Below are 18,027 nucleotides of genomic sequence, written 5' to 3'. Positions count from 1 at the left end.
CCGCCTGCTGCGGCTCCGCCACCGCGTCCAGCGCCACCCCGCCACCTCCGGCGGCAGCACCACCCGCGCCCGACACCGCCGCCGCCTCCCCGGCTGCTGCGCCGAAGGCACCGACTCCTCCGCCGCCTCCCCGGCTGCTGCTCGAAGGCACCGACTCCGCCCCGCCGCCTCCTGCGGCTGCACCCTCGCGCCCGACGCCGCCGCCGCCTCCTCCGCCGGCAGCCGCGCCTGCTGCGCCGAAGCAGCCTGCCGCACCGCCACCGCCACCGCCGCCTTCATCTCAGAAGGCGACACCATCACCTGTGCCGCCGCCGCCCCCGCCGGCTGGCGCCAAGCAGCCTCCGGCACCCACAACCGCGCCGGCGCCTGCCACCACGCCCGCTCCGACAGCGCCGCCGACGGCCGCCCCGCCACCTGGCGGAGGCACGACGACGGCGCCACCGCCGCGTCCCGGCGCACCGGCGACGCCTCCGAGTGCGGGCGCCCCGACCACCACGCCGACCACACCGCCGCCGGGACGACCCGGCGCGCCGCCGCCTGCCGCGCCGAGTGCCGGCACCCCCCCGGGCGCGACGCCGCCGGCGGCTGCTCCCACGGCTCCGGGAGGTGCGGCCCCCACGGCGCCAACCGCCGTGCCGGGCACGCCGAACGCCGCGCCGCCGGCTGGCCGGGTACAGAACGCCCCGCCGACCGTCGCGCCGGCCTTCCGCCAGGCACCTCAGGTCACCGCACCACTGCCGGCAGCCCCACCGCCGGCAGCCGGAATCACAGCCATTGCCCCGGGCACGCGACCGTCCGGACCGCAACGCCTTGACGACTTCCGCGGCCAGCGTCGCGAGAGCCAGCAGGGCGGCCGCACCATCATCACCGAGCCCGGCCGGATCATCATTCGCGATCCCGGCGGACAGCAATATGTCCGTCACAGCGAGGTGGACCGTTTCCGCTACGGCGCGCGTGACATCCAGACCCAGACCGTCGGTGGCGAGACCCGCACCGTCGTGATCAGGCCTGACGGCACGCAGGTGATCACCGTGACCGGCCGCGACGGTCAATTGATGCGCCGTATCCGCCGCGACGAGCGTGGCCGCGAGATCATCATCATCGACAACAGCTACCGCGATCCGCGCGGGGGCGGCGGGTTCTATGTCAACCTGGCGCCGCCGGTGGTCCGCATTCCCTACAACCGTTACATCGTCGACGCCGAGGAGGCGTCGCCGGAACTGCTCTACGAGACCATGATGGCGCCACCGGTGGAACGGATCGAACGGCGTTATTCGCTGGACGAAATCCGTTACAGCCCCACGGTGCGTCAGCGGATGCCGAGCATCGACGTCAACACCATCAACTTCGAAACCGGATCGTGGGAAGTCCCGCCCGATCAGGCAGCGAAGCTGCAGGCGATCGCGGACGGCCTCAACCGCGCGATCCAGGAAAATCCGCGCGCGGTGTTCCTGATCGAGGGCCACACCGACGCGGTCGGCAACGATGTCGACAATCTGTCGCTGTCGGATCGGCGCGCCGAGTCCGCGGCCACCTTGCTGACGCAGCAGTTCAACGTGCCTGCGGAAAACCTGACCTCGCAAGGCTATGGCGAGCAGTATCTGAAGGAGCCGGTCGACGGGCCGAGCCCGATCAACCGGCGCGTCACCATCCGCAACATCACGCCGCTGCTCACTGGCGGTCAGGCGTCGCTGCCGCCGCCCCCGCCCGGCACCGCGCCGCCGCGCCGATAAGACAGGTCGTCGCAAATGAAAATGGCCGGGAGCAATCCCGGCCATTTTTGTTGAGCTTGTTGTTTTGACGCATTTTCTGCCGCAGATGAGGCTACGCAATCTGCGTAAGCTTGATTGCTACGCGAACCGCGTATCCACCCGCGGATCAAGTCCGAGGGCATGCTTCGCTCGAAAACGCTATCAGGCGCTGAGCGCCCGCGGCGGCACGCAGGCGTCGCAAATGGCCGCGGCGTGCCGATGATCGGTGCCGCAGCAGCCGCCGAGAATGCGCATCTTCGGAAACGCTCCCCTGAGCTTCAGGTAACGCCGCCCAAGATCGGCAGGGTCGCCTGAATCGAGCGTTTCGGATTCGTCGAGCTCGGCATGGCTCTTCGTCGAGGCGTTGGCCCTGACGCCATGGATACGCTCCGTCCAGCCCTCGCCAGCCTTCAAGGCATCCTCGAAATGCGTTGGATGGGCGCAGTTGATCAGGAAGTATTCGGGCGCACCATCGGTCTCGCGATCGACGGTCTCGATCGCCTCCCGCAACGTTTCACCCTTCACCAGACGACCATTGGTCTCCACGGTAAACGAGATCGCTGCTGGTATTCCCAGCGACCGGGCTGCGCGGGCGACGCCGATGGCTTCATTGATGCTGGTGAGCGTATAGGCGGTGACCATGTCGGCGCCGCCCTCGACGAAGGCCGCGATCTGCGCCCGATGATAGGCCTCGGCCTCCGCGGCTTCCATGTTGCCCGCCTTGTAGCCGTCGCCGCGCGGGCCGATGGCGCCGCTGATGACGCAAGGCGCGCCTGGCCGTTCCCAGCCCGCTCGCAGTTCCTCCAGGAACGCAATCGAACGGACATTGATCGCCTTGAGCGCGGACGCGTCGTAACCGAGCTTGGCCCCCCAATCCGGATTGGCGCGCCAGGTCGGGCTGTCGAGCACAAAGCCTGTGCCATGATCGCGCGCGACCGCAAGATAGCTGGCGTAATACTGCTTCAATTGCTGCCGGCCTTCCGCGCTGTCGAGCAGCACGAAGGCGGCGAAATGCGGCAGTTCGATTCCTTCTTGAAAGATCAGCGTCGTTTCCATGCCGCCATCGGTAAGGAAAATGCCGCCACGCCGTTGCGGAAGATCGTCTCTGTATTTGGCCATCTCAACATCTCCGGAGCTTTTTCCAGCCGTCAGTAGGTCTTGCCCGCCCCGGTCTGGGTCGGGCGATGTTGGTGCCTCATAGTGTCGCGGCTTCCTAGGCGGCTCGTGGTGCGGATGAACCCGGCGCGACAAAATGATACGAATTCAAATGGTTGCGGTGGAGCCGCAAAACCTCCGTACCGTCGGCAATGGAGAAACCGTACCGTGAGTGCAGTTTTAGAGAAGCGGATGGGCAAGGGCGAAGCGACGCGCGAGCGAATTCTAGAGATCGCGGAAGCCGCCGTACTCGCCAAGGGATTTGGCGCGACCACGATCGACGAAGTGATCGCCGAGGCCGGGCTCACCAAGAGCGGCTTCTTCTACCACTTCAAGGACAAGAATACGCTCGCCCGCGAGATGCTCCGCCGCTATGTCGCGACCAACGATCAGCTCTTCGACGAAATCTTCGCGCGCGGCCACCAGCTATCCGACGATCCGCTGCAGGCGTTCCTTATCTCGCTGAAGCTGCTTGCCGAGACGATGTCCGACCTGCCGAACGGCCATCCCGGCTGCCTGATTGCCAGTATCTGCTATCAGGAGCGGCTGTTCGATCGCGAAGTGCGCGAACTGACCGCGCAGTCGGTGCGGGACTGGAACGCGCGCTTCCGCAAAATCCTCGACGGCATCGCCGCGGTCTATCCACCGCGGGAGCCGGTCGACCTCGATGACGTCGCCGACATGCTGTCCTGCATCGTCGACGGCGCCATCATCATGTCGAAGACGCTGAACGATCCGAGCCGACTCGAACGGCAGATCATGATCTTTCGGAGCTGCGTCAAACTGATGTTTGCGGCGCCGCCGCTTTCCTGATGCAAGGAGCGCTTGCGCGACGCTATTGCCCCGCGGCCGCGAGGCCGAGCGCATCCGCCATGACGCGGAATACATCGGTATTATCCATAGAACCGTGAATCCGTTCACTGCCCGGACCGGTCCCCGTCAGGATGACATCCTCTCCCGAATGCACGCTGGCACCCATCATCGCGGGCAGATTGCCGAAACGCAGTACGACGCCTGGAACATCCTTGTACTTGTCATTGGGCTTGAACGCGCCGGGCTCGTCAGCCTTCACGGTCGGTTCGTTGGGATTGTCGAGCTTTGGACGGAAGGTTTCGTAGTGGTCGGGCAGGCTGGCGGAAAAGATCGCGAGCCGGCGGCTGACATCCATGCGCGATGGATAGCCATCCGCATCGGGGGCTGGATAGTTGGGGAATCCAGCTTTTTCGTACACGCCTACGCGCTCGCGGAGCGGCACATTAGGCGTCGTGGTCATGTCGTCGCTAATCGTCCCGACAAGGCTGTTGGGATGGTTGTGGTCCGCAATTGCCAGGATAAGCGTGTCGTCGCCACGCGCCAGTGCCCATTTGCGCGCAAGGCTGACCGCGTTGTCGAGCATGATGGTGTCGTAGACCGCGCGCTCCATATCCAGCAGATGCGCGTATTTGTCGATCATCCCGGACTCTACCATCAGGAAGAAGCCAGCATCGTTCTTCGAGAGAACGTTCAATGCGGTTTGCACCTGTTCGGTCAAATCGGGCTGGTCGGGAAATTTCTTGACGCCGCCGCCCTTGAGAAATTTGCGGTCCAACGCGCCGTCCATATTTCCCGTGGCGAACAGGCCGAGCAATTGGCGCGTGTCGGATTTGGCGTTCACCGCATCGAGTTCGGTCTTTGTCGTCGCAACCGAGTAGCCGGCGTCGCGGAATCTGGCGACATAATCGATGTCGTCCTTGCGCTTGGACCCGGGGGCGGCTTGCGGAAGGAAATTCGCAGCTCCGCCACCCATCAATACATCGGGCTTGGCTGCAAAAAACTGTTCGACAATCTCGTCATAGGCGGCGCGGCGACGGGTGTGCGCCACCATCGCCGCCGGCGTCGCATCCTCGATTTCGGTATTGGTGACAATGCCGATCCCCATGCCGTGCCGTCGCTTCGCCAGGCTCGCAATGGTCTCCACCTTCGGGTCATCGAACGGACTTGCAGTGCGGTCCGCATAGACACCCATGGCATTGACCGCGGTCTTGTGGCCGGTGGCGTAGGCGCTGGCGGCGTTCGCCGAATCGGTGATGATCGAATCCGAGCCTGCGGTCGCCACCAGTGCCATGTGCGGCATGTCGTCGATCGCAAGCTTGCCGAGGCTCTTGCCCTCTGCAATGCCCTTGGAGAGCAGACGGGCAGCCGTGCGATGCGCCGGCGAGAGCCCGTCGCCGATAAACAGGATGACGTTCTTCGCCTTGCGCGGCCCGGTATCGTAGACCGTCCACCCGACGGTGCGGTTGCGCGCGCCATCGCTGACTTCCACTGTGACGTTGCCCGGCTTGGTCAGGGTGACGCCGCGAAGCGTCAGCGCCGACTGATCCTTGCCGTCTTCGCGCTCCACGAACGTTCCGGGCTGGCCGAAGGCAGCGGCATGGTCCTGGCCGTTCACGGTGACTTTCAATTTTGCGGGATCGATGCGATCCGGAAATTCGACTTTGAAGTCGAAGCGCGCCCCAGCGAGAATCGCCGCGCGGTCGATCGGGTAGATGGTCTGGGCAGCGGCCGGGAATCCCGATAGCAGGACAATGAGGGTCGCGGCAGCGAAGAATTTAATCATGGAGCGTCACCGGGTCGGATTCGGAGTAAGGCGCGCCCTGGCGGCAAGCTACCGGCCCCCGGGGCAAGGCATGCGCCCACTCTATATCCTACCGCTCCCGAATGACGTCCCCGTTACAATCAATGCCGGCAACGACCGCTACGCGCCGCGATTCAATCCTTGTCGCTCTCAAGCTTGAAGATGTCGGCGCCTTCCCGGCTCGATAGCAAGCCTGTCTTGCCGTAAAGATCCAGCTTGGCGCGGGTATCGGTGATGTCGAGGTTGCGCATCGTCAGCTGACCGATACGGTCCGCCGGCGTGAACGCCGCATCCTCCACCTTCTCCATGCTCAGCCGCTCCGGCTGATAGGTCAGATTGGGGCTCTCGGTGTTCAGGATCGAGTAGTCGTTGCCACGGCGCAGCTCGAGCGTCACCTCGCCGGTGACGGCGCGCGCCACCCAGCGCTGGGCGGTTTCGCGCAGCATGAGGGCCTGGGAATCGAACCACCGCCCTTGGTAGAGCAGCCGGCCAACGCGCATGCCGCTGATCCGATATTGCTCGATGGTGTCCTCGTTGTGGATGCCGGTTACCAGACGTTCATAGGCGATGTGCAGCAGCGCCATGCCGGGCGCTTCGTAAATGCCGCGGCTCTTCGCCTCGATGATCCGGTTCTCGATCTGGTCGCTCATGCCGAGGCCATGCCGGCCGCCGATGGCGTTGGCCTCGAGGAACAGCGCGACCGGATCCGTGAACGTCTGGCCGTTCAGCGCGACGGGCTGGCCCTCCTCGAAACGCACGGCGACCGTTTCGGCCTTGACGGCACAGTCGTCGCGCCAGAACGGCACGCCCATGATCGGATTGACGATCTTGATGCCGCGGTCCAGGCGCTCGAGATCCTTGGCCTCGTGGGTTGCACCGAGCAGATTGCTGTCGGTCGAATACGCCTTCTCGGCGCTCATCTTGTAGGCGAATCCATTTGCGGACATGAACGCCGACATTTCCGCGCGGCCGCCCAGCTCATCGATGAACAGCTGGTCGAGCCAGGGCTTGTAGATCCGCAGGCTCGGATTTGTCAGCAGGCCGTAGCGGTAGAACCGCTCGATATCGTTGCCCTTGTAGGTGGAGCCATCGCCCCAGATGTTGACGCCGTCCTCCTGCATTGCCGCAACCAGCATCGTGCCGGTCACGGCGCGGCCAAGCGGCGTGGTGTTGAAGTAGGTGATCCCGCCGGTCGAGATGTGGAAGGCGCCGGACTGGATGGCGGCGATACCTTCGTGGACCAGTTGGGTGCGGCAATCCACCAGCCGGGCTTTTTCGCCGCCGAACTCGAGCGCCTTGCGCGGAATCTCGTCGTAGTCCGCCTCGTCGGGCTGGCCGAGATTGGCGGTATAGGCAAAGACGCGCGCGCCCTTTTGCTTCATCCAGAGCAGCGCCGCGCTGGTGTCGAGACCGCCGGAGAAAGCGATGCCGACTTTTTCCCCCTTGGGCAGGCTTTTCAGAATCGTACTCATCGAGCTTCCAATCGGTCGAAATGGCGGATGTCGTTATAGCGTTTTCGAGCGAAGTGGGTACCGGTTCGCGTGAAGAAAACGCGTCAAAACAAAAATCTAGAGCTTCGGTTCTGATTCAATCAGAACCGATAATGCTCTAGCGGCTTGGGGGCGCGAATATCAAATTTCGCGCTGATGGGCACGCGTTTAATGACGTCTGGCGGCTGGGATCGGATTATCCGGCTTCGCGCCCGCGCCAGCGCTGCAACAGCCGGTAGCCGGGCCAGCCCCAGCGCGCCAGCGCGGCCTCGATTTGCTCATCCGACCGCCGGGTCGACGGCCAGCGGTAAATCCAGGCATAGCAGAGCCAGATCACGAAAAAGCTGACGAGGCCCGCGGCGGCGACGTCGGTAAAGAAATGCCCGCCGAACGCCATCCGTAACGCGCTGGTTGCGACCCCGAACGCGGTCGCCGCCACATAGGCCAAGGGCCGCCACGCCGGCGGGGTCAGGGCTGCGGGTGCGTAGGTCCAGAACGCGGTGGCGCCCTCGCCGGAGAAGAATGAGCAGTTACGCCCGCACTCCCCGCGCGGGTCCCACCACGGCACGAACTGCCAGGGGCCGTTGAACTCCGTCACAACCACCGGCCGCGGCCGCCCCCAGTAACTCTTGAAGGTGAGATTGGTCAGCACGACGGCGGAGAGCAGGATGGTGACCAAAAGAAACACCGCCGCGCGCCCCGGAACCAGCATCGGCCGGTCCGGCCGCACCAGCTTTCCCACGATGGCAATCAGCGCCGGCAGCGCCAGCGCCCAGGCAATCCACATCGCGCCATCGCGCGCGAAGCCGGCAAGCCCGTTCTGCTTCAGCGGAAACGATGTGCTGGTGGAATCGTAGAACAATCCCGCCAGCTTCAGGTCGAGTTCGGGGAAAATCCCGAACAGCAGGCCGATGACGAGCGATATGCCCAACGCGATAACAAGTCCGGTCCGGTTCATGGCGCGGGGTTTAGCCGAGGCGGTTGGCGATGAAAACCCCCGTCATTACGAGCCAACGGGGCGCGCATTCGCGCGACCCGTTGGCTCGCAATGACGGCTGCGCTCTGGTTCACGCCTGCGGCCGCGAGTGCGAGGGCAATGGCGGCGGTGGCCGCAAGGGAGGTCTCGGTTCGCGCCAGGCGCCGGCGGATCGGCCCGCGATCATCCAGTAGATCAGGCCGGCCACGATGCCCGCGCCGGTCATGATTTCGAGATGGCGGTGCACGATGCCATCGAAACGCAGCGTGTCCGGATCGAACGGAATAAGGCCGAGATAGCAGGCCGCGCCGACGATCGCGCCGCCGACCGCATAAGCGAGCACGTTGCGGATATAGAAGGCCTCGGTGATCAAGACCACGATCAGCGCCGGCAGCAGCGCAAAGCCGGACAGGAAGATGAAGCCGAAGCCGAGCACGACGTTGATCGCGCCCTGATCGATCGGCCCGCCGCCGAGATCGCTGAATTCGGGGTAGAGCACCGCGCCGACCACGATCATCCCCGCCACGAAACAGGCGGCGAGGAAGGCGAACAGGATGACGAAGAAGCGGCCGATTAGCGCCATGCCTACACCGTCATTGCCTGCGACAAACGCGAAGCGTTTGCGCAAGGGAGCGCAAGCGACGACTTGTCCGCCGTAGCTCGAACAGCGAAGGCGGGACTCATCCTCAATCCGTCATCGCCATCGCGCGCAGCGCCTGGCGCTCGCGCGCGGACAGTTTTTCGGTCTCCGACTTCAACTGACCGCAGGCGGCGAGGATGTCGCGGCCGCGCGGCGTGCGGACCGGCGAGGAGTAGCCGGCATTGAAGATATATTCGGAGAACTTTTCGATCTGCTCCCAGTCCGAGCACTCATACTTTGTGCCCGGCCACGGGTTGAACGGAATCAAATTGATCTTGGCCGGAATGCCCTTGAGCAGCTTCACCAGCAGTTTGGCGTCATCCATGGAATCATTGATGCCCTTGAGCATCACATATTCGAAGGTGATGCGCCGCGCGTTCGACGAGCCCGGATAATCGCGGCAGGCCTGCAGCAATTCGGCAATCGGGTATTTTCGGTTGAGCGGCACCAGCTCGTTGCGCAGCTCGTCGCGCACCGCATGCAGCGAGATCGCCAGCATGACGCCGATTTCGTCGCCGGTGCGGATGATGTTCGGCACCACGCCCGAGGTCGACAGCGTGATGCGGCGGCGGGAAATGCCGATGCCTTCGTTATCTGCAACAATCAGCAGCGCATCGCGCACCGCGTCGAAATTATAGAGCGGCTCGCCCATCCCCATCATGACGACGTTGGTGACGAGACGGCTGCCGGTCGGCGTCTCGCGGTCGGCCCAGTCGTTGAGGCGGTCGCGCGCCACCATGATCTGGCCGACGATTTCGCCCGCCGTGAGATTGCGCACCAGCCGCTGTGTGCCGGTGTGGCAAAACGAACAGTTCAGGGTGCAGCCGACCTGCGAGGAGACGCAGAGCGTGCCGCGATCGGTTTCGGGAATGTAGACGCACTCGACTTCATGCGCTTTCTGGAACGCGTCACCGCTCGGCAGGCGCAACAGCCATTTGCGGGTGCCGTCGTTGGAAACCTGCTCGGCCACCACTTCGGGGCGATCGACGGTAAAATGCTGCTCCAGCTGCGCGCGCATTTCTTTCGAAATGCTGGTCATCTCGTCGAACGCCTTGGCGCCGCGGACATACATCCAGTGCCAGAGCTGCTGCGTGCGCATCTTGCGCTGCGCGGACGCAACGCCGATCTCGCCCAGCCGGTCGGCGATCTCGCCGCGCGACAGGCCGATCAGCGAAGGTTTTGCCGGCGGCACATAGGTTTCGAGCGGAACCTTCTCGAGGGGAGCCTGAGCCGAGGAACTGCTCTCGATTGAAGCGACGGTCATTGTGTTTCTGTTCTTGAGATACGTGGGGTGGGCAATGCGAAGTCCCCACCATAAACGTTAATGGTGGGCACGGCGCGACGCGCCTTTGCCCACTCTACGAGGTAGCACTCAAATAGGCCTTTCAGGCCCCCTAAACAACGTCATTCTGGGCTTAAAAGCCGTTGTTTGGGCATGATCTCTTCGGAAAACCGGAAACCACTTTTCCGGATCATGCGCTAGCGCTTGCAGTCCTGCGCCAGCCGGTCGAGCGCCTGGGCCAGCCCCTTCAGCGAGAAGACGTCCGTGGTCTCGGTGCCCTTGGCCGAAACGCCCTTGACGGTGACTTCGGCGGATTTGCGCATGGCGCTGACCATCTGCTCTTCCTCCGCGGCGTTCTTGATCCAGAGCCCGTCGCCCTGGGTATACATCGCATAGGCCGAGCCGCCGACCTCAAGAGAGGATTCCGAACCCGGCTTCAGCGCGTATCCGATCATGATCGAAACTTCGTTGATGACTTTTTCCGCCGGGCGCGTCGAGACGAAAGCGTAGGCAGGATCGCGCGGACGATTCGGTGGATTCGTTTTGGATGACGATGGCTTCGCCAACGCGAAACAGACCTTCCTGCCCGCCGGCGTCGCCGTGTAGGCGCCCCAGGTACCGTACTGACCGATCAAGGTGGGCTCCGCCCCGCCAGCAGCAGCCGCGGCGGCCGGTTCCGCAGGTTTGGCCCCAGGCTTTGCCGCGGGTGCAGGCGCGGGCTTGGCCGCTTCCTTCGCCGAATCCTTGGCGCCCTTCGGAGCAGCGCTCTGTGCTTGTGCGAGGGATGCCGCCCCACACAACGCCGCAATCGCAACCAGAAATGTCAGTATTCGCAACACGGACAACTGGTTCCCTCATCATTGTGACTGCAAGATGGCCCGAGAGCGCTTCGCGCCGCCGGGGATGGATAGCCGGGAAATGCTTTTTTGGGAAGGCAGTTACAGCGTTGCTCACCGCCGTGGCGACGCCTCGCCCCAAGATCCTTTGACGATCCCTTTGGCGAATCAAAACGCAGGCTTCGGTTTCAGCCCTTGGGACGACGCTCGCGCTGCTTTTGCCACTGCGCATCGGTCCATTGCAACAGATCTTCGGCGCCGGAACTGCGCAAATGGGCGCCGCCATCCTGCACCACCATCTCTCCATTGATGTAGCCGGCCCGGTCCGAAATCAGAAAGCTCGCCAGGTCAGCAAGTTCACCATGCTCGCCGGCGCGGCCGAGCGGATTGCGCTGCGCCCAGCTTTCATCGCGGCCCTCGGGGCGGAGCTGACCTGAAGCTCCAGGTGTCGGAAACGCGCCGGGCGCGATCGCAACCGTGCGCACGCCCTTGGGTCCCCATTCCACCGCAAGGCTTTTGGTCATCGCGAGCACGGCGGATTTCGCCATCGCCGAAGGCACCGTGAAAGCGCGCCCGGTGATCGTCGAGGTCGAGAGGATGCTCAGCACCACGCCGCTGCGCTTGGCTTCGATCCACCGCCGGCCCGCGGCGAGCGTGCAATACATTGTACCGTGCAGTGTCGGCGCCAGGATCGCGTCCGCCGCCCGCGACGACAGATGTTCGGTCTGCGCGATGAATGTCGCGGCGGCATTATTGACCAGCACATCGATCGGCGCCTCGCGCCATATCCCTTCCATCATGCCATCGACCGCAGTACCGTCGCGGATATCGCAGCCGATCACGCCAACCTTGCCGCCGAGTTCGCTGCGCATCTTTGCTGCCGTCGCCTCCAGCAATTCGAGCCGCCGGCCGCAAATGATCAGCTCGGCGCCGAGCTCGACGAAGCGGTGTCCCATCGCAGCCCCGAGCCCCGAACCGCCACCGGTGACCAATATCCGCTTTCCCGCCAGCAAGCCCTTTTCAAACATCGTTTGAATCCCCTTCGATCACCATAAGGTCATGCGCCTGAATCGGATTGTAGCCTGCCTTCAAATCCGGCAAGAAGCATCCAGCCTCTTCTTTTTCCCGGTCCGAAATCAGGTGCGCCCATGAAAGCCATTCTCTGTTCGCAATATTGCCAACCCGACGACCTCGTGCTGGCCGACGTGCCCGATCCGGTGGCCGAACCGGGACAGGCCGTGATTGCGATCAAGGCCGCAGCGCTGAATTTCTTCGACATCCTGATGATCCAGGGCAAGTACCAGATCAAGCCGCCATTCCCGTTTTCGCCGGCCGCCGAGGTTGCCGGCGTGATCGAAAGTGTCGGTGCCGGGGTCACCGACCTGAAGGTCGGCGACCGCGTGGTGGCGTCCTGCGGCCATAACGGCGCACGCGAAAAGATCGCGCTGCCGGCGAACACGATCGTGAAAATTCCCGACAATCTGGATTTCGATCGCGCCGCCGGAATCATCATCATCTATGGCACCGCGCTGCATGCGCTGGAAGATCGCGCCAGCCCGAAAGCCGGTGAGACGCTTGCGGTGCTGGGCGCTGCCGGCGGCACCGGACTTGCGGCCTGCGAACTCGGCAAGCTGATGGGCCTGAAGGTGATCGCCTGCGCATCGTCGGACGAGAAGCTCGAATTCGCCAAAGCGCATGGCGCCGAACTCACGCTGAACTACGCCAAGGAAGACCTGAAGGAGGGCCTGAAGCGGCTGACCGGCGGCAAGGGCGTCGACATCGTTTTCGATCCCGTCGGCGGCAGCTACGCCGAGGCGGCGCTGCGCGCCATTGCATGGGAGGGGCGCTTCCTGGTGATCGGCTTTGCCGCCGGCGACATCCCGAAGATGCCGCTCAACCTCGCGCTGCTCAAGGGCTGCGATATCCGCGGCGTGTTCTGGGGCGCGTGGACCAGGGTCAACCCGGAGAAGAACCGCGCCAACCTGGAAAAGCTCGTGAAGTGGACTGCGGAAGGCAAGATCTCCTCGCATGTCGACCGCACCTTCCCGCTGGCACAAACCGCCGAAGCGCTGAAGGTGCTCGCCGGCCGCAAGGCGATGGGCAAGGTGATCCTGCATCCCTGAGAGGAGATGCCGGATCATCCGTTGAATTGTTGAATTGTCGGCGCTTGAGGATGTGCAAAGGGTCCGTGCGATGCGCGGGCCGCAGAGGTGCGTCGCTATGTGACGCGTGCCTCCATGTCATCTCACCGAGATCATTTCTCGGTAACAATGCGTGTTCCAAAACCCCCTTATGCCGCTTCTTTGCCTCAATCTTACCAAGATATCTCCCCATTCGCACTGTCCGCCGTCGTTTTTTGAGCCCATTCCGTGTGCGACTTTAACCATCAGTTAAGGGGCTCCTGTACGTCAACAAAAGCAAGAAGTAGGTGCAGGGGACGCCCGTAGTTGCGTTCAGTAGTGGGGAGCATCATCCATGGCCGAGAATACCAGGCTGCCGACTCAGCCGAGAGATCCGTTCGACCGGTTCGACGAAGCCATCAGCGATCCTCGGTTGTATGAAGCTGATCAATCTCGATACGCGCAGCTACGAGAGCAGCTACGATACGAGCCGCAGCCTCAATATGAGCAGCCCCAGTACGAGCAGCCTCAATATGAGCAGCCCTTTGCGCTGCAGTATGATCGGACGGATGCGCTGCAGGAAGAGTTGCCGGCACACGAGCCGGTGCCGCTTTTCCTCTCCAACTATGAGGAGGAGGCTCATCAGGCGCTTTCCGAATATACTTTCGCGAGCGGCAGCCGAAAGAAACCGCGCGCGGGGCGCATCGTAACCGGCGTCGTGGTGGTGTCGGCGATAGCGGCCGTTCTCGCGCTGTTTTCAATCGACTCGACCCGTGCCGTCATCTTCAACGCCTCGCTCGGCGGTGGCGGTGGTGGCAGCGCGCCGCCGCCCGCTCAACTTGCCGCGGCGATGCCGGAGCCTGCGCAGCCGCAGCGCATTGCCGCGCCGCCGCTGGCCGCCGAACCGACCGGCGCGGAGGTTGCGGCCGCTCGCCGCACGCCGCCCAACGCGCTGGCATCGGCATCGCCGACGCGCGACGAAATCGCTGCCGCCTATCAGAGCGCGCTCAAGGGCAAGGTCGCAGTGCCCGAGCCGGTGGCGCGCGACGCTGCCCGCGAGGTCGCTGCGGTAACGCCGGCGGCCGCGGTGGTCGCGGTTGCTCCGGCCGTTCGTGAGCCTGTTCCTGTGGTGACGCGTGAGGCGGCTCCGGCAAGACGCATCGATCCAGACGAGCTTGCGGTGCTGCTGAAGCGGGCGAAGAGCCTGCTTTCGATCGGCGACATCACCTCCGCCCGCCTGCTGCTCGAACGGGCCGCGGACGCGCAGGAGGCGGAAGCGGCGCTGATGCTGGCGGGAACGTATGATCCGCTGGTACTGGGCAGCCAGGATTTGCGGAGCGTCACGCCCGATCCGGCGGCGGCACGGGTTTGGTATCAGAAGGCCGCCCAGCTCGGCTCGGCGGACGCGAAGCGGCGGCTCGGTCAGCTGCAAAACTAGGTAATTACTGAACTAGAGAATTACTCAAGACCAGCGCAGAGGTATCCATGCGACATTTGTTCGGAATGGCATTGCTTGCCATGACGATGGCATTCAGCAACACGACGGCCCGGGCCGCGGAGACGGAATACGATCCGGCCAAGGTCAGCGAAAGCCTGAAGGCCATTTTTCAGTTCGGTTCGGTCGCCACCAAGCAGGCGCTGAACGCCAACACAGTCACACTGATCTCGGGAACGATCGGCGGCACCTATGTGCAGTTCGGTGCTGACCTCGCTTCCGTGCTCGACGACGGAAACAAGTTACGCGTACTTCCGATCGTCGGGCGCGGCTCTGTGCAGAGCGTCGCCGACATCCTGTTCCTGCAGGGCGTCGACCTCGGCATCGTGCGAGCCGATACGCTCGATTATCTCGAGAAGAAGGGCTTTGCGAAGGACATCAAGAAGCAGTTCACCTATGTGACCAAGCTTTACAATGAAGAGATGTACGTCCTCGCCTCGAAATCGGTCACCAACATCAGCCAGCTCAACGGCAAGAAGGTCAGTGTCGATCTTCCCAATGGAGGCACCTTCGTCACCGCGGCGATCGTGTTCGAGCGGCTCGGCATCAAGCCTACCTTCCTCTATCTCGAACAGCGCATCGCGATGGAGAAAATGCGGGCCGGCGAGATCGACGCCGTGATTGCCGTTGGCGGCAAACCGTATAAGTCCGTCGCAGGGTTCAAGGACGACCGCTTCCATCTGGTTCCGGTCGATTATTCGAAACCACTGCAGACCGACTATCTGCCCGCGACCCTTACCGCAAAGGATTATCCCAACCTGATCGCGGAAGGGGCGAAGGTCGATACCATTGCGGTGCCTGCCGTGCTCGCGGCCTACAATTGGGCGCCCAATACCGAGCGCTATCGCAAGCTCGCGCAGTTCGTGGATGCCTTCTTCACGAAGTTTCCGACGTTCCAGAACCCTCCGTTCCACCCGAAGTGGAAGGAGGTCTCGCTGTCGGCGCCGTTGCCCGACTGGCAGCGCCTGCCGGTCGCCGAGCAATGGCTCAAGACCCACAACGTCGAGGCCGTGTCCCGCGCCAGGTTCGATGACTTCCTGAAACAGAGCCCGGCGACCGCGGCAAACGTCAAGACGGACTCGGACAAGGAAACCCTGTTCAAGCAATTCCAGGCCTGGGAGGCCGAGCGAAGCGCGAGAGCGCAGGTTCCGGCACAGCGCTAGAGAAAACGCGTCAAATCAGAAATCCAGAGCCCCGTTTCGATTCACATCGGAACGGGGCTCTTGGCTGTTCAATCCGTCACGTCAGCGGCGTCGATGCCGCGCTTCAGCGCGGCACGGGCGGCATCGCGATGCTCCTGCCTGATGTGGCCCGCGACCATGCGGATGGCGGTCGCGAGGACCGCGGCATCGTCGGTGAAGCCGAGCAACGGCAGCATGTCCGGCATGAAATCGAACGGCAGGATGAAATAAGCGACGGCACCGAGCAGCGCCGCCTGCACGTGACGCGGCGTCTGTTTGTCGAACGCACAATAATAGGCTGCGAGCAGCTCTTCGGCGAAGGGAAGCTGCGCCACCACCTGCTTGAACTTGATCCAGAAGCGCCGACGCACGCTTTCACGGTCCTGCGCCAGCCGGTCGGCCGGATCGAAACCTGCGGTGTGATCGGACGATGCCATCGCGGCGTTCCTCGGAACCCGGCGCGGCAGATCGCCGCGGCCGATGTATGATTCAAGAATTGGGGATGTCCGCCCCGCCGCGCAAGATCGTGGGTGCACAGACTCAGGTGACGCCCAATTGCCTTGCGATCGCATTCATCGCCTTGGCCAGATCGATATCGAGCCGGGTGACGCCGCCGGCGTCGTGGGTCGCCAGCACCACTTCCACCGTCTTGTAGACGTTCTTCCATTCCGGGTGATGGTCGTTCTTTTCCGCCACCAGGGCAGCGCGGGACATGAATCCGAAGGCTTCGTTGAAATCCTTGAAGGTGAAGGTCCGCGCAATCGCCTCGCGTCCCGACGTCTCGGACCAGCCGGGAAGTTCCGCCAGCGCCGATTTCCGCGCCTCCGCCGACAGCCGTTCCGCCATGATCACCTCCCGTTTCAGACCGCATCTACCCTAACACCGAAGGCCGCATCGGGGTCCCCTGCCCGGAATAGGCCGCAACCGGCCTCCTGTGGCGGCTGGGGGCGCCGGTAACCATGACGGAGATGTAACAATGGTTAAGGGGGAAATTTGCTAGGATACCGGGGTAAGCGTGCCGGCGGCATGAAATTGCACCTCCAACGACTATCCAGGGATTGATGAGCGACGGCCCTCTCCTTTCGGAAAAGCCGGCCCCACCCTCGCCCCGCTCAGCGAAACGACGACTGACCTTCGTCACGCTGGCCGGCGTGCTGGCCATCGTCGGCGCGCTGGCTGCCGGCTATTACTTTGCCATGCGGCCAGTGACGTTGCGGATCGCCGTCGGCCCGGCCAACAGCGACGACCTCAAAGTCGTTCAGAACCTGACGCAAGCCTTCAACAACCAGCGAAACAGCGTGGTCCGGTTGCGCCCGGTGCAGACCGATGGCGCGCTGGCGAGCGCCAATCTGCTCGGAGAAGGCAAGGCCGATCTCGCCATCATCAGGGGCGACCTCGATGTGCCGAAGAATGCGCAGGCCGTGGCGACGCTGCGCAAGAACGTCGTGGTGCTGTGGGTGCCGCCTGCAGCTAAGACCAAGGGAAAGAAGGCCGCGCCCGCCATCACGAAAATCGGCCAGCTCGCCGGGCGCCGCATCGGCGTCGTCGGCCGCACCCAGGCCAACGTCAATCTGCTCAAGGTGATTCTGCGGCAATACGGCGTCGACCCGGCAAAGGTCGAGATCGTCCAGTTCCCCGCCAACGAGGCTGCCGAGGCCATTCGTAACCAGAAGGCGGACGCCTACCTCGCCGCCGGCCCGGTCAACAGCAAGATCACGGCGGACGCGATCACAGCCTCCGTGCGCGACGGCGGCGCACCGAAATTTCTCGCGATCGATTCGGCCGAGGCGATTGCGCAGAACCATCCCGCCTACGAGGCCTCCGACATCCCGGCCGGAACATTTGGCGGCGCGCCGGGCCGGCCCGAGGAAGAGGTCAAGACGATCAGCTTCTCGCACCACATCGTGGCGCGCAGGGGTATTGCCGAATCGACCATCGCGATCTTTACGCGGCAGTTGTTTGCGATCCGCCAGACGCTGAAGAACGAATTTCCGCTGGCCGCCAAGATCGAGACGCCCGATACCGACAAGGACGCCACGATCCCCGTCCATCCCGGCGCTGCCGCCTTTGTCGACGGCGAGGAAAAAACCTTCCTCGACCGCTACAGCGATTACATCTGGTGGGCCTTGATGGCGCTGTCGGCGATGGGCTCCGCCGGCGCCTGGTTCGCCGGCTATCTCAAGAAGGATGAGCGCAATGTCAACACCTCGCAGCGCGACCGGCTCCTCGACATGCTTACCGCCGCGCGTCAATGCGATTCCATGGAAGAGCTCGACCAGATGCAGTCGGAAGCGGACGCTATTCTGCGCCACACGCTGCTATGCTACGAGCACGGGACGATCGAGGAGGGCACCTTGACTGCGTTCAACATCGCGATCGAGCAGTTCCACAACGCGGTGGCCGACCGCAAGGCGCTCTTGATGAGCATGCCGCAGAACCTGCAACGGGCGAGCGCGCAATTCCGCGCGGCCAGCAACGCCTGATCTG

General features: G+C 63.6%; 16 protein-coding genes. 6 read left to right on the top strand and 10 right to left on the bottom strand.

Features of this window, described 5'->3' with window-relative positions; genetic code table 11:
- The first annotated feature begins 302 nt into the window (after positions 1–302).
- The gene (locus IVB05_RS43450) at positions 303–1,733 is read left to right on the top strand and encodes an OmpA family protein (RefSeq protein ID WP_346771817.1); all 1,431 of its coding nucleotides are present in this window, start codon (positions 303–305) and stop codon (positions 1,731–1,733) included.
- Between the two features lie 180 nt (positions 1,734–1,913).
- On the opposite strand, the gene IVB05_RS00565 is transcribed toward IVB05_RS43450, so the two are convergent.
- Positions 1,914–2,870, bottom strand: a complete 957-nt coding sequence (locus tag IVB05_RS00565) for a homocysteine S-methyltransferase family protein (protein WP_247782531.1) — start codon at positions 2,868–2,870, stop codon at positions 1,914–1,916.
- 228 nt (positions 2,871–3,098) lie between these two features.
- Between IVB05_RS00565 and IVB05_RS00560 the strand changes: the two genes are divergently transcribed.
- A complete protein-coding gene (locus IVB05_RS00560) occupies positions 3,099–3,719 on the top strand; it encodes a TetR/AcrR family transcriptional regulator (RefSeq protein WP_247787416.1) in 621 nt (206 codons plus the stop codon).
- A 22-nt stretch (positions 3,720–3,741) separates the two neighbouring features.
- On the opposite strand, the gene IVB05_RS00555 is transcribed toward IVB05_RS00560, so the two are convergent.
- The 7 genes from IVB05_RS00555 to IVB05_RS00525 form a co-directional block, all read right to left on the bottom strand.
- The gene (locus tag IVB05_RS00555) at positions 3,742–5,502 is read right to left on the bottom strand and encodes an alkaline phosphatase (RefSeq protein ID WP_247782530.1); all 1,761 of its coding nucleotides are present in this window, start codon (positions 5,500–5,502) and stop codon (positions 3,742–3,744) included.
- A gap of 152 nt (positions 5,503–5,654) precedes the next feature.
- Positions 5,655–6,992, bottom strand: coding sequence for an argininosuccinate synthase (argG, locus tag IVB05_RS00550; RefSeq protein WP_247782529.1), 1,338 nt, complete (start codon positions 6,990–6,992; stop codon positions 5,655–5,657).
- Positions 6,993–7,206: 214 nt separating this feature from the next.
- Entirely contained in the window at positions 7,207–7,968 is a 762-nt protein-coding gene (locus tag IVB05_RS00545; RefSeq protein WP_247782528.1) for a phosphatase PAP2 family protein, read from the bottom strand.
- 109 nt (positions 7,969–8,077) lie between these two features.
- Positions 8,078–8,569, bottom strand: a complete 492-nt coding sequence (locus IVB05_RS00540; protein ID WP_247782527.1) for a hypothetical protein — start codon at positions 8,567–8,569, stop codon at positions 8,078–8,080.
- Positions 8,570–8,672: 103 nt separating this feature from the next.
- Positions 8,673–9,890, bottom strand: a complete 1,218-nt coding sequence (rlmN, locus tag IVB05_RS00535) for a 23S rRNA (adenine(2503)-C(2))-methyltransferase RlmN (protein WP_247782526.1) — start codon at positions 9,888–9,890, stop codon at positions 8,673–8,675.
- A gap of 215 nt (positions 9,891–10,105) precedes the next feature.
- The gene (locus IVB05_RS00530) at positions 10,106–10,747 is read right to left on the bottom strand and encodes an invasion associated locus B family protein (RefSeq protein WP_247782525.1); all 642 of its coding nucleotides are present in this window, start codon (positions 10,745–10,747) and stop codon (positions 10,106–10,108) included.
- 185 nt (positions 10,748–10,932) lie between these two features.
- On the bottom strand, positions 10,933–11,772 hold the full coding sequence (locus IVB05_RS00525) for an SDR family oxidoreductase (RefSeq protein ID WP_247782524.1): 840 nt from the start codon (positions 11,770–11,772) through the stop codon (positions 10,933–10,935).
- A gap of 120 nt (positions 11,773–11,892) precedes the next feature.
- On the opposite strand from IVB05_RS00525, the gene IVB05_RS00520 reads away from it, so the two are divergent.
- From IVB05_RS00520 to IVB05_RS00510, 3 genes are all read left to right on the top strand, one after another.
- Positions 11,893–12,867 (top strand): NADPH:quinone oxidoreductase family protein, encoded by a 975-nt coding sequence (locus IVB05_RS00520; protein WP_247782523.1) that lies wholly within the window; start codon positions 11,893–11,895, stop codon positions 12,865–12,867.
- Between the two features lie 352 nt (positions 12,868–13,219).
- Entirely contained in the window at positions 13,220–14,302 is a 1,083-nt protein-coding gene (locus tag IVB05_RS00515; protein WP_247782522.1) for a hypothetical protein, read from the top strand.
- A 47-nt stretch (positions 14,303–14,349) separates the two neighbouring features.
- Complete coding sequence (locus IVB05_RS00510; protein ID WP_247782521.1) at positions 14,350–15,522, top strand: TAXI family TRAP transporter solute-binding subunit; 1,173 nt, start codon at positions 14,350–14,352, stop codon at positions 15,520–15,522.
- 68 nt (positions 15,523–15,590) lie between these two features.
- Here the strand turns inward: IVB05_RS00510 and IVB05_RS00505 are convergent, their stop codons facing one another.
- Both IVB05_RS00505 and IVB05_RS00500 read right to left on the bottom strand, forming a co-directional pair.
- Complete coding sequence (locus tag IVB05_RS00505) at positions 15,591–15,977, bottom strand: YkvA family protein (RefSeq protein ID WP_247782520.1); 387 nt, start codon at positions 15,975–15,977, stop codon at positions 15,591–15,593.
- Between the two features lie 103 nt (positions 15,978–16,080).
- Entirely contained in the window at positions 16,081–16,386 is a 306-nt protein-coding gene (locus tag IVB05_RS00500; RefSeq protein ID WP_214488284.1) for a 4a-hydroxytetrahydrobiopterin dehydratase, read from the bottom strand.
- Positions 16,387–16,601: 215 nt separating this feature from the next.
- Between IVB05_RS00500 and IVB05_RS00495 the strand changes: the two genes are divergently transcribed.
- Positions 16,602–18,023, top strand: coding sequence for a TAXI family TRAP transporter solute-binding subunit (locus IVB05_RS00495; RefSeq protein WP_247782519.1), 1,422 nt, complete (start codon positions 16,602–16,604; stop codon positions 18,021–18,023).
- Positions 18,024–18,027: the final 4 nt, after the last annotated feature.

This window comes from Bradyrhizobium sp. 170 (assembly GCF_023101085.1).
Classification (GTDB): domain Bacteria; phylum Pseudomonadota; class Alphaproteobacteria; order Rhizobiales; family Xanthobacteraceae; genus Bradyrhizobium.
The sequence above is the reverse complement of the archived record's forward strand: the minus strand, read 5'-3'. Positions and strand labels throughout refer to the sequence as shown.

Bases quoted from the DNA above. Each gene is read 5' to 3' on its own strand.
- IVB05_RS00565 (WP_247782531.1), bottom strand. From the start codon at position 2,870: ATGGCCAAATACAGAGACGATCTTCCGCAACGGCGTGGCGGCATTTTC.
- IVB05_RS00560 (WP_247787416.1), top strand. From the start codon at position 3,099: ATGGGCAAGGGCGAAGCGACGCGCGAGCGAATTCTAGAGATCGCGGAA.
- IVB05_RS00520 (WP_247782523.1), top strand. From the start codon at position 11,893: ATGAAAGCCATTCTCTGTTCGCAATATTGCCAACCCGACGACCTCGTG.
- IVB05_RS00545 (WP_247782528.1), bottom strand. From the start codon at position 7,968: ATGAACCGGACCGGACTTGTTATCGCGTTGGGCATATCGCTCGTCATC.
- IVB05_RS00540 (WP_247782527.1), bottom strand. From the start codon at position 8,569: ATGGCGCTAATCGGCCGCTTCTTCGTCATCCTGTTCGCCTTCCTCGCC.
- IVB05_RS00495 (WP_247782519.1), top strand. From the start codon at position 16,602: ATGAGCGACGGCCCTCTCCTTTCGGAAAAGCCGGCCCCACCCTCGCCC.
- IVB05_RS00525 (WP_247782524.1), bottom strand. From the start codon at position 11,772: ATGTTTGAAAAGGGCTTGCTGGCGGGAAAGCGGATATTGGTCACCGGT.
- IVB05_RS00510 (WP_247782521.1), top strand. From the start codon at position 14,350: ATGCGACATTTGTTCGGAATGGCATTGCTTGCCATGACGATGGCATTC.
- rlmN (WP_247782526.1), bottom strand. From the start codon at position 9,890: ATGACCGTCGCTTCAATCGAGAGCAGTTCCTCGGCTCAGGCTCCCCTC.
- IVB05_RS00515 (WP_247782522.1), top strand. From the start codon at position 13,220: ATGGCCGAGAATACCAGGCTGCCGACTCAGCCGAGAGATCCGTTCGAC.
- IVB05_RS00500 (WP_214488284.1), bottom strand. From the start codon at position 16,386: ATGGCGGAACGGCTGTCGGCGGAGGCGCGGAAATCGGCGCTGGCGGAA.
- argG (WP_247782529.1), bottom strand. From the start codon at position 6,992: ATGAGTACGATTCTGAAAAGCCTGCCCAAGGGGGAAAAAGTCGGCATC.
- IVB05_RS00555 (WP_247782530.1), bottom strand. From the start codon at position 5,502: ATGATTAAATTCTTCGCTGCCGCGACCCTCATTGTCCTGCTATCGGGA.
- IVB05_RS00505 (WP_247782520.1), bottom strand. From the start codon at position 15,977: ATGGCATCGTCCGATCACACCGCAGGTTTCGATCCGGCCGACCGGCTG.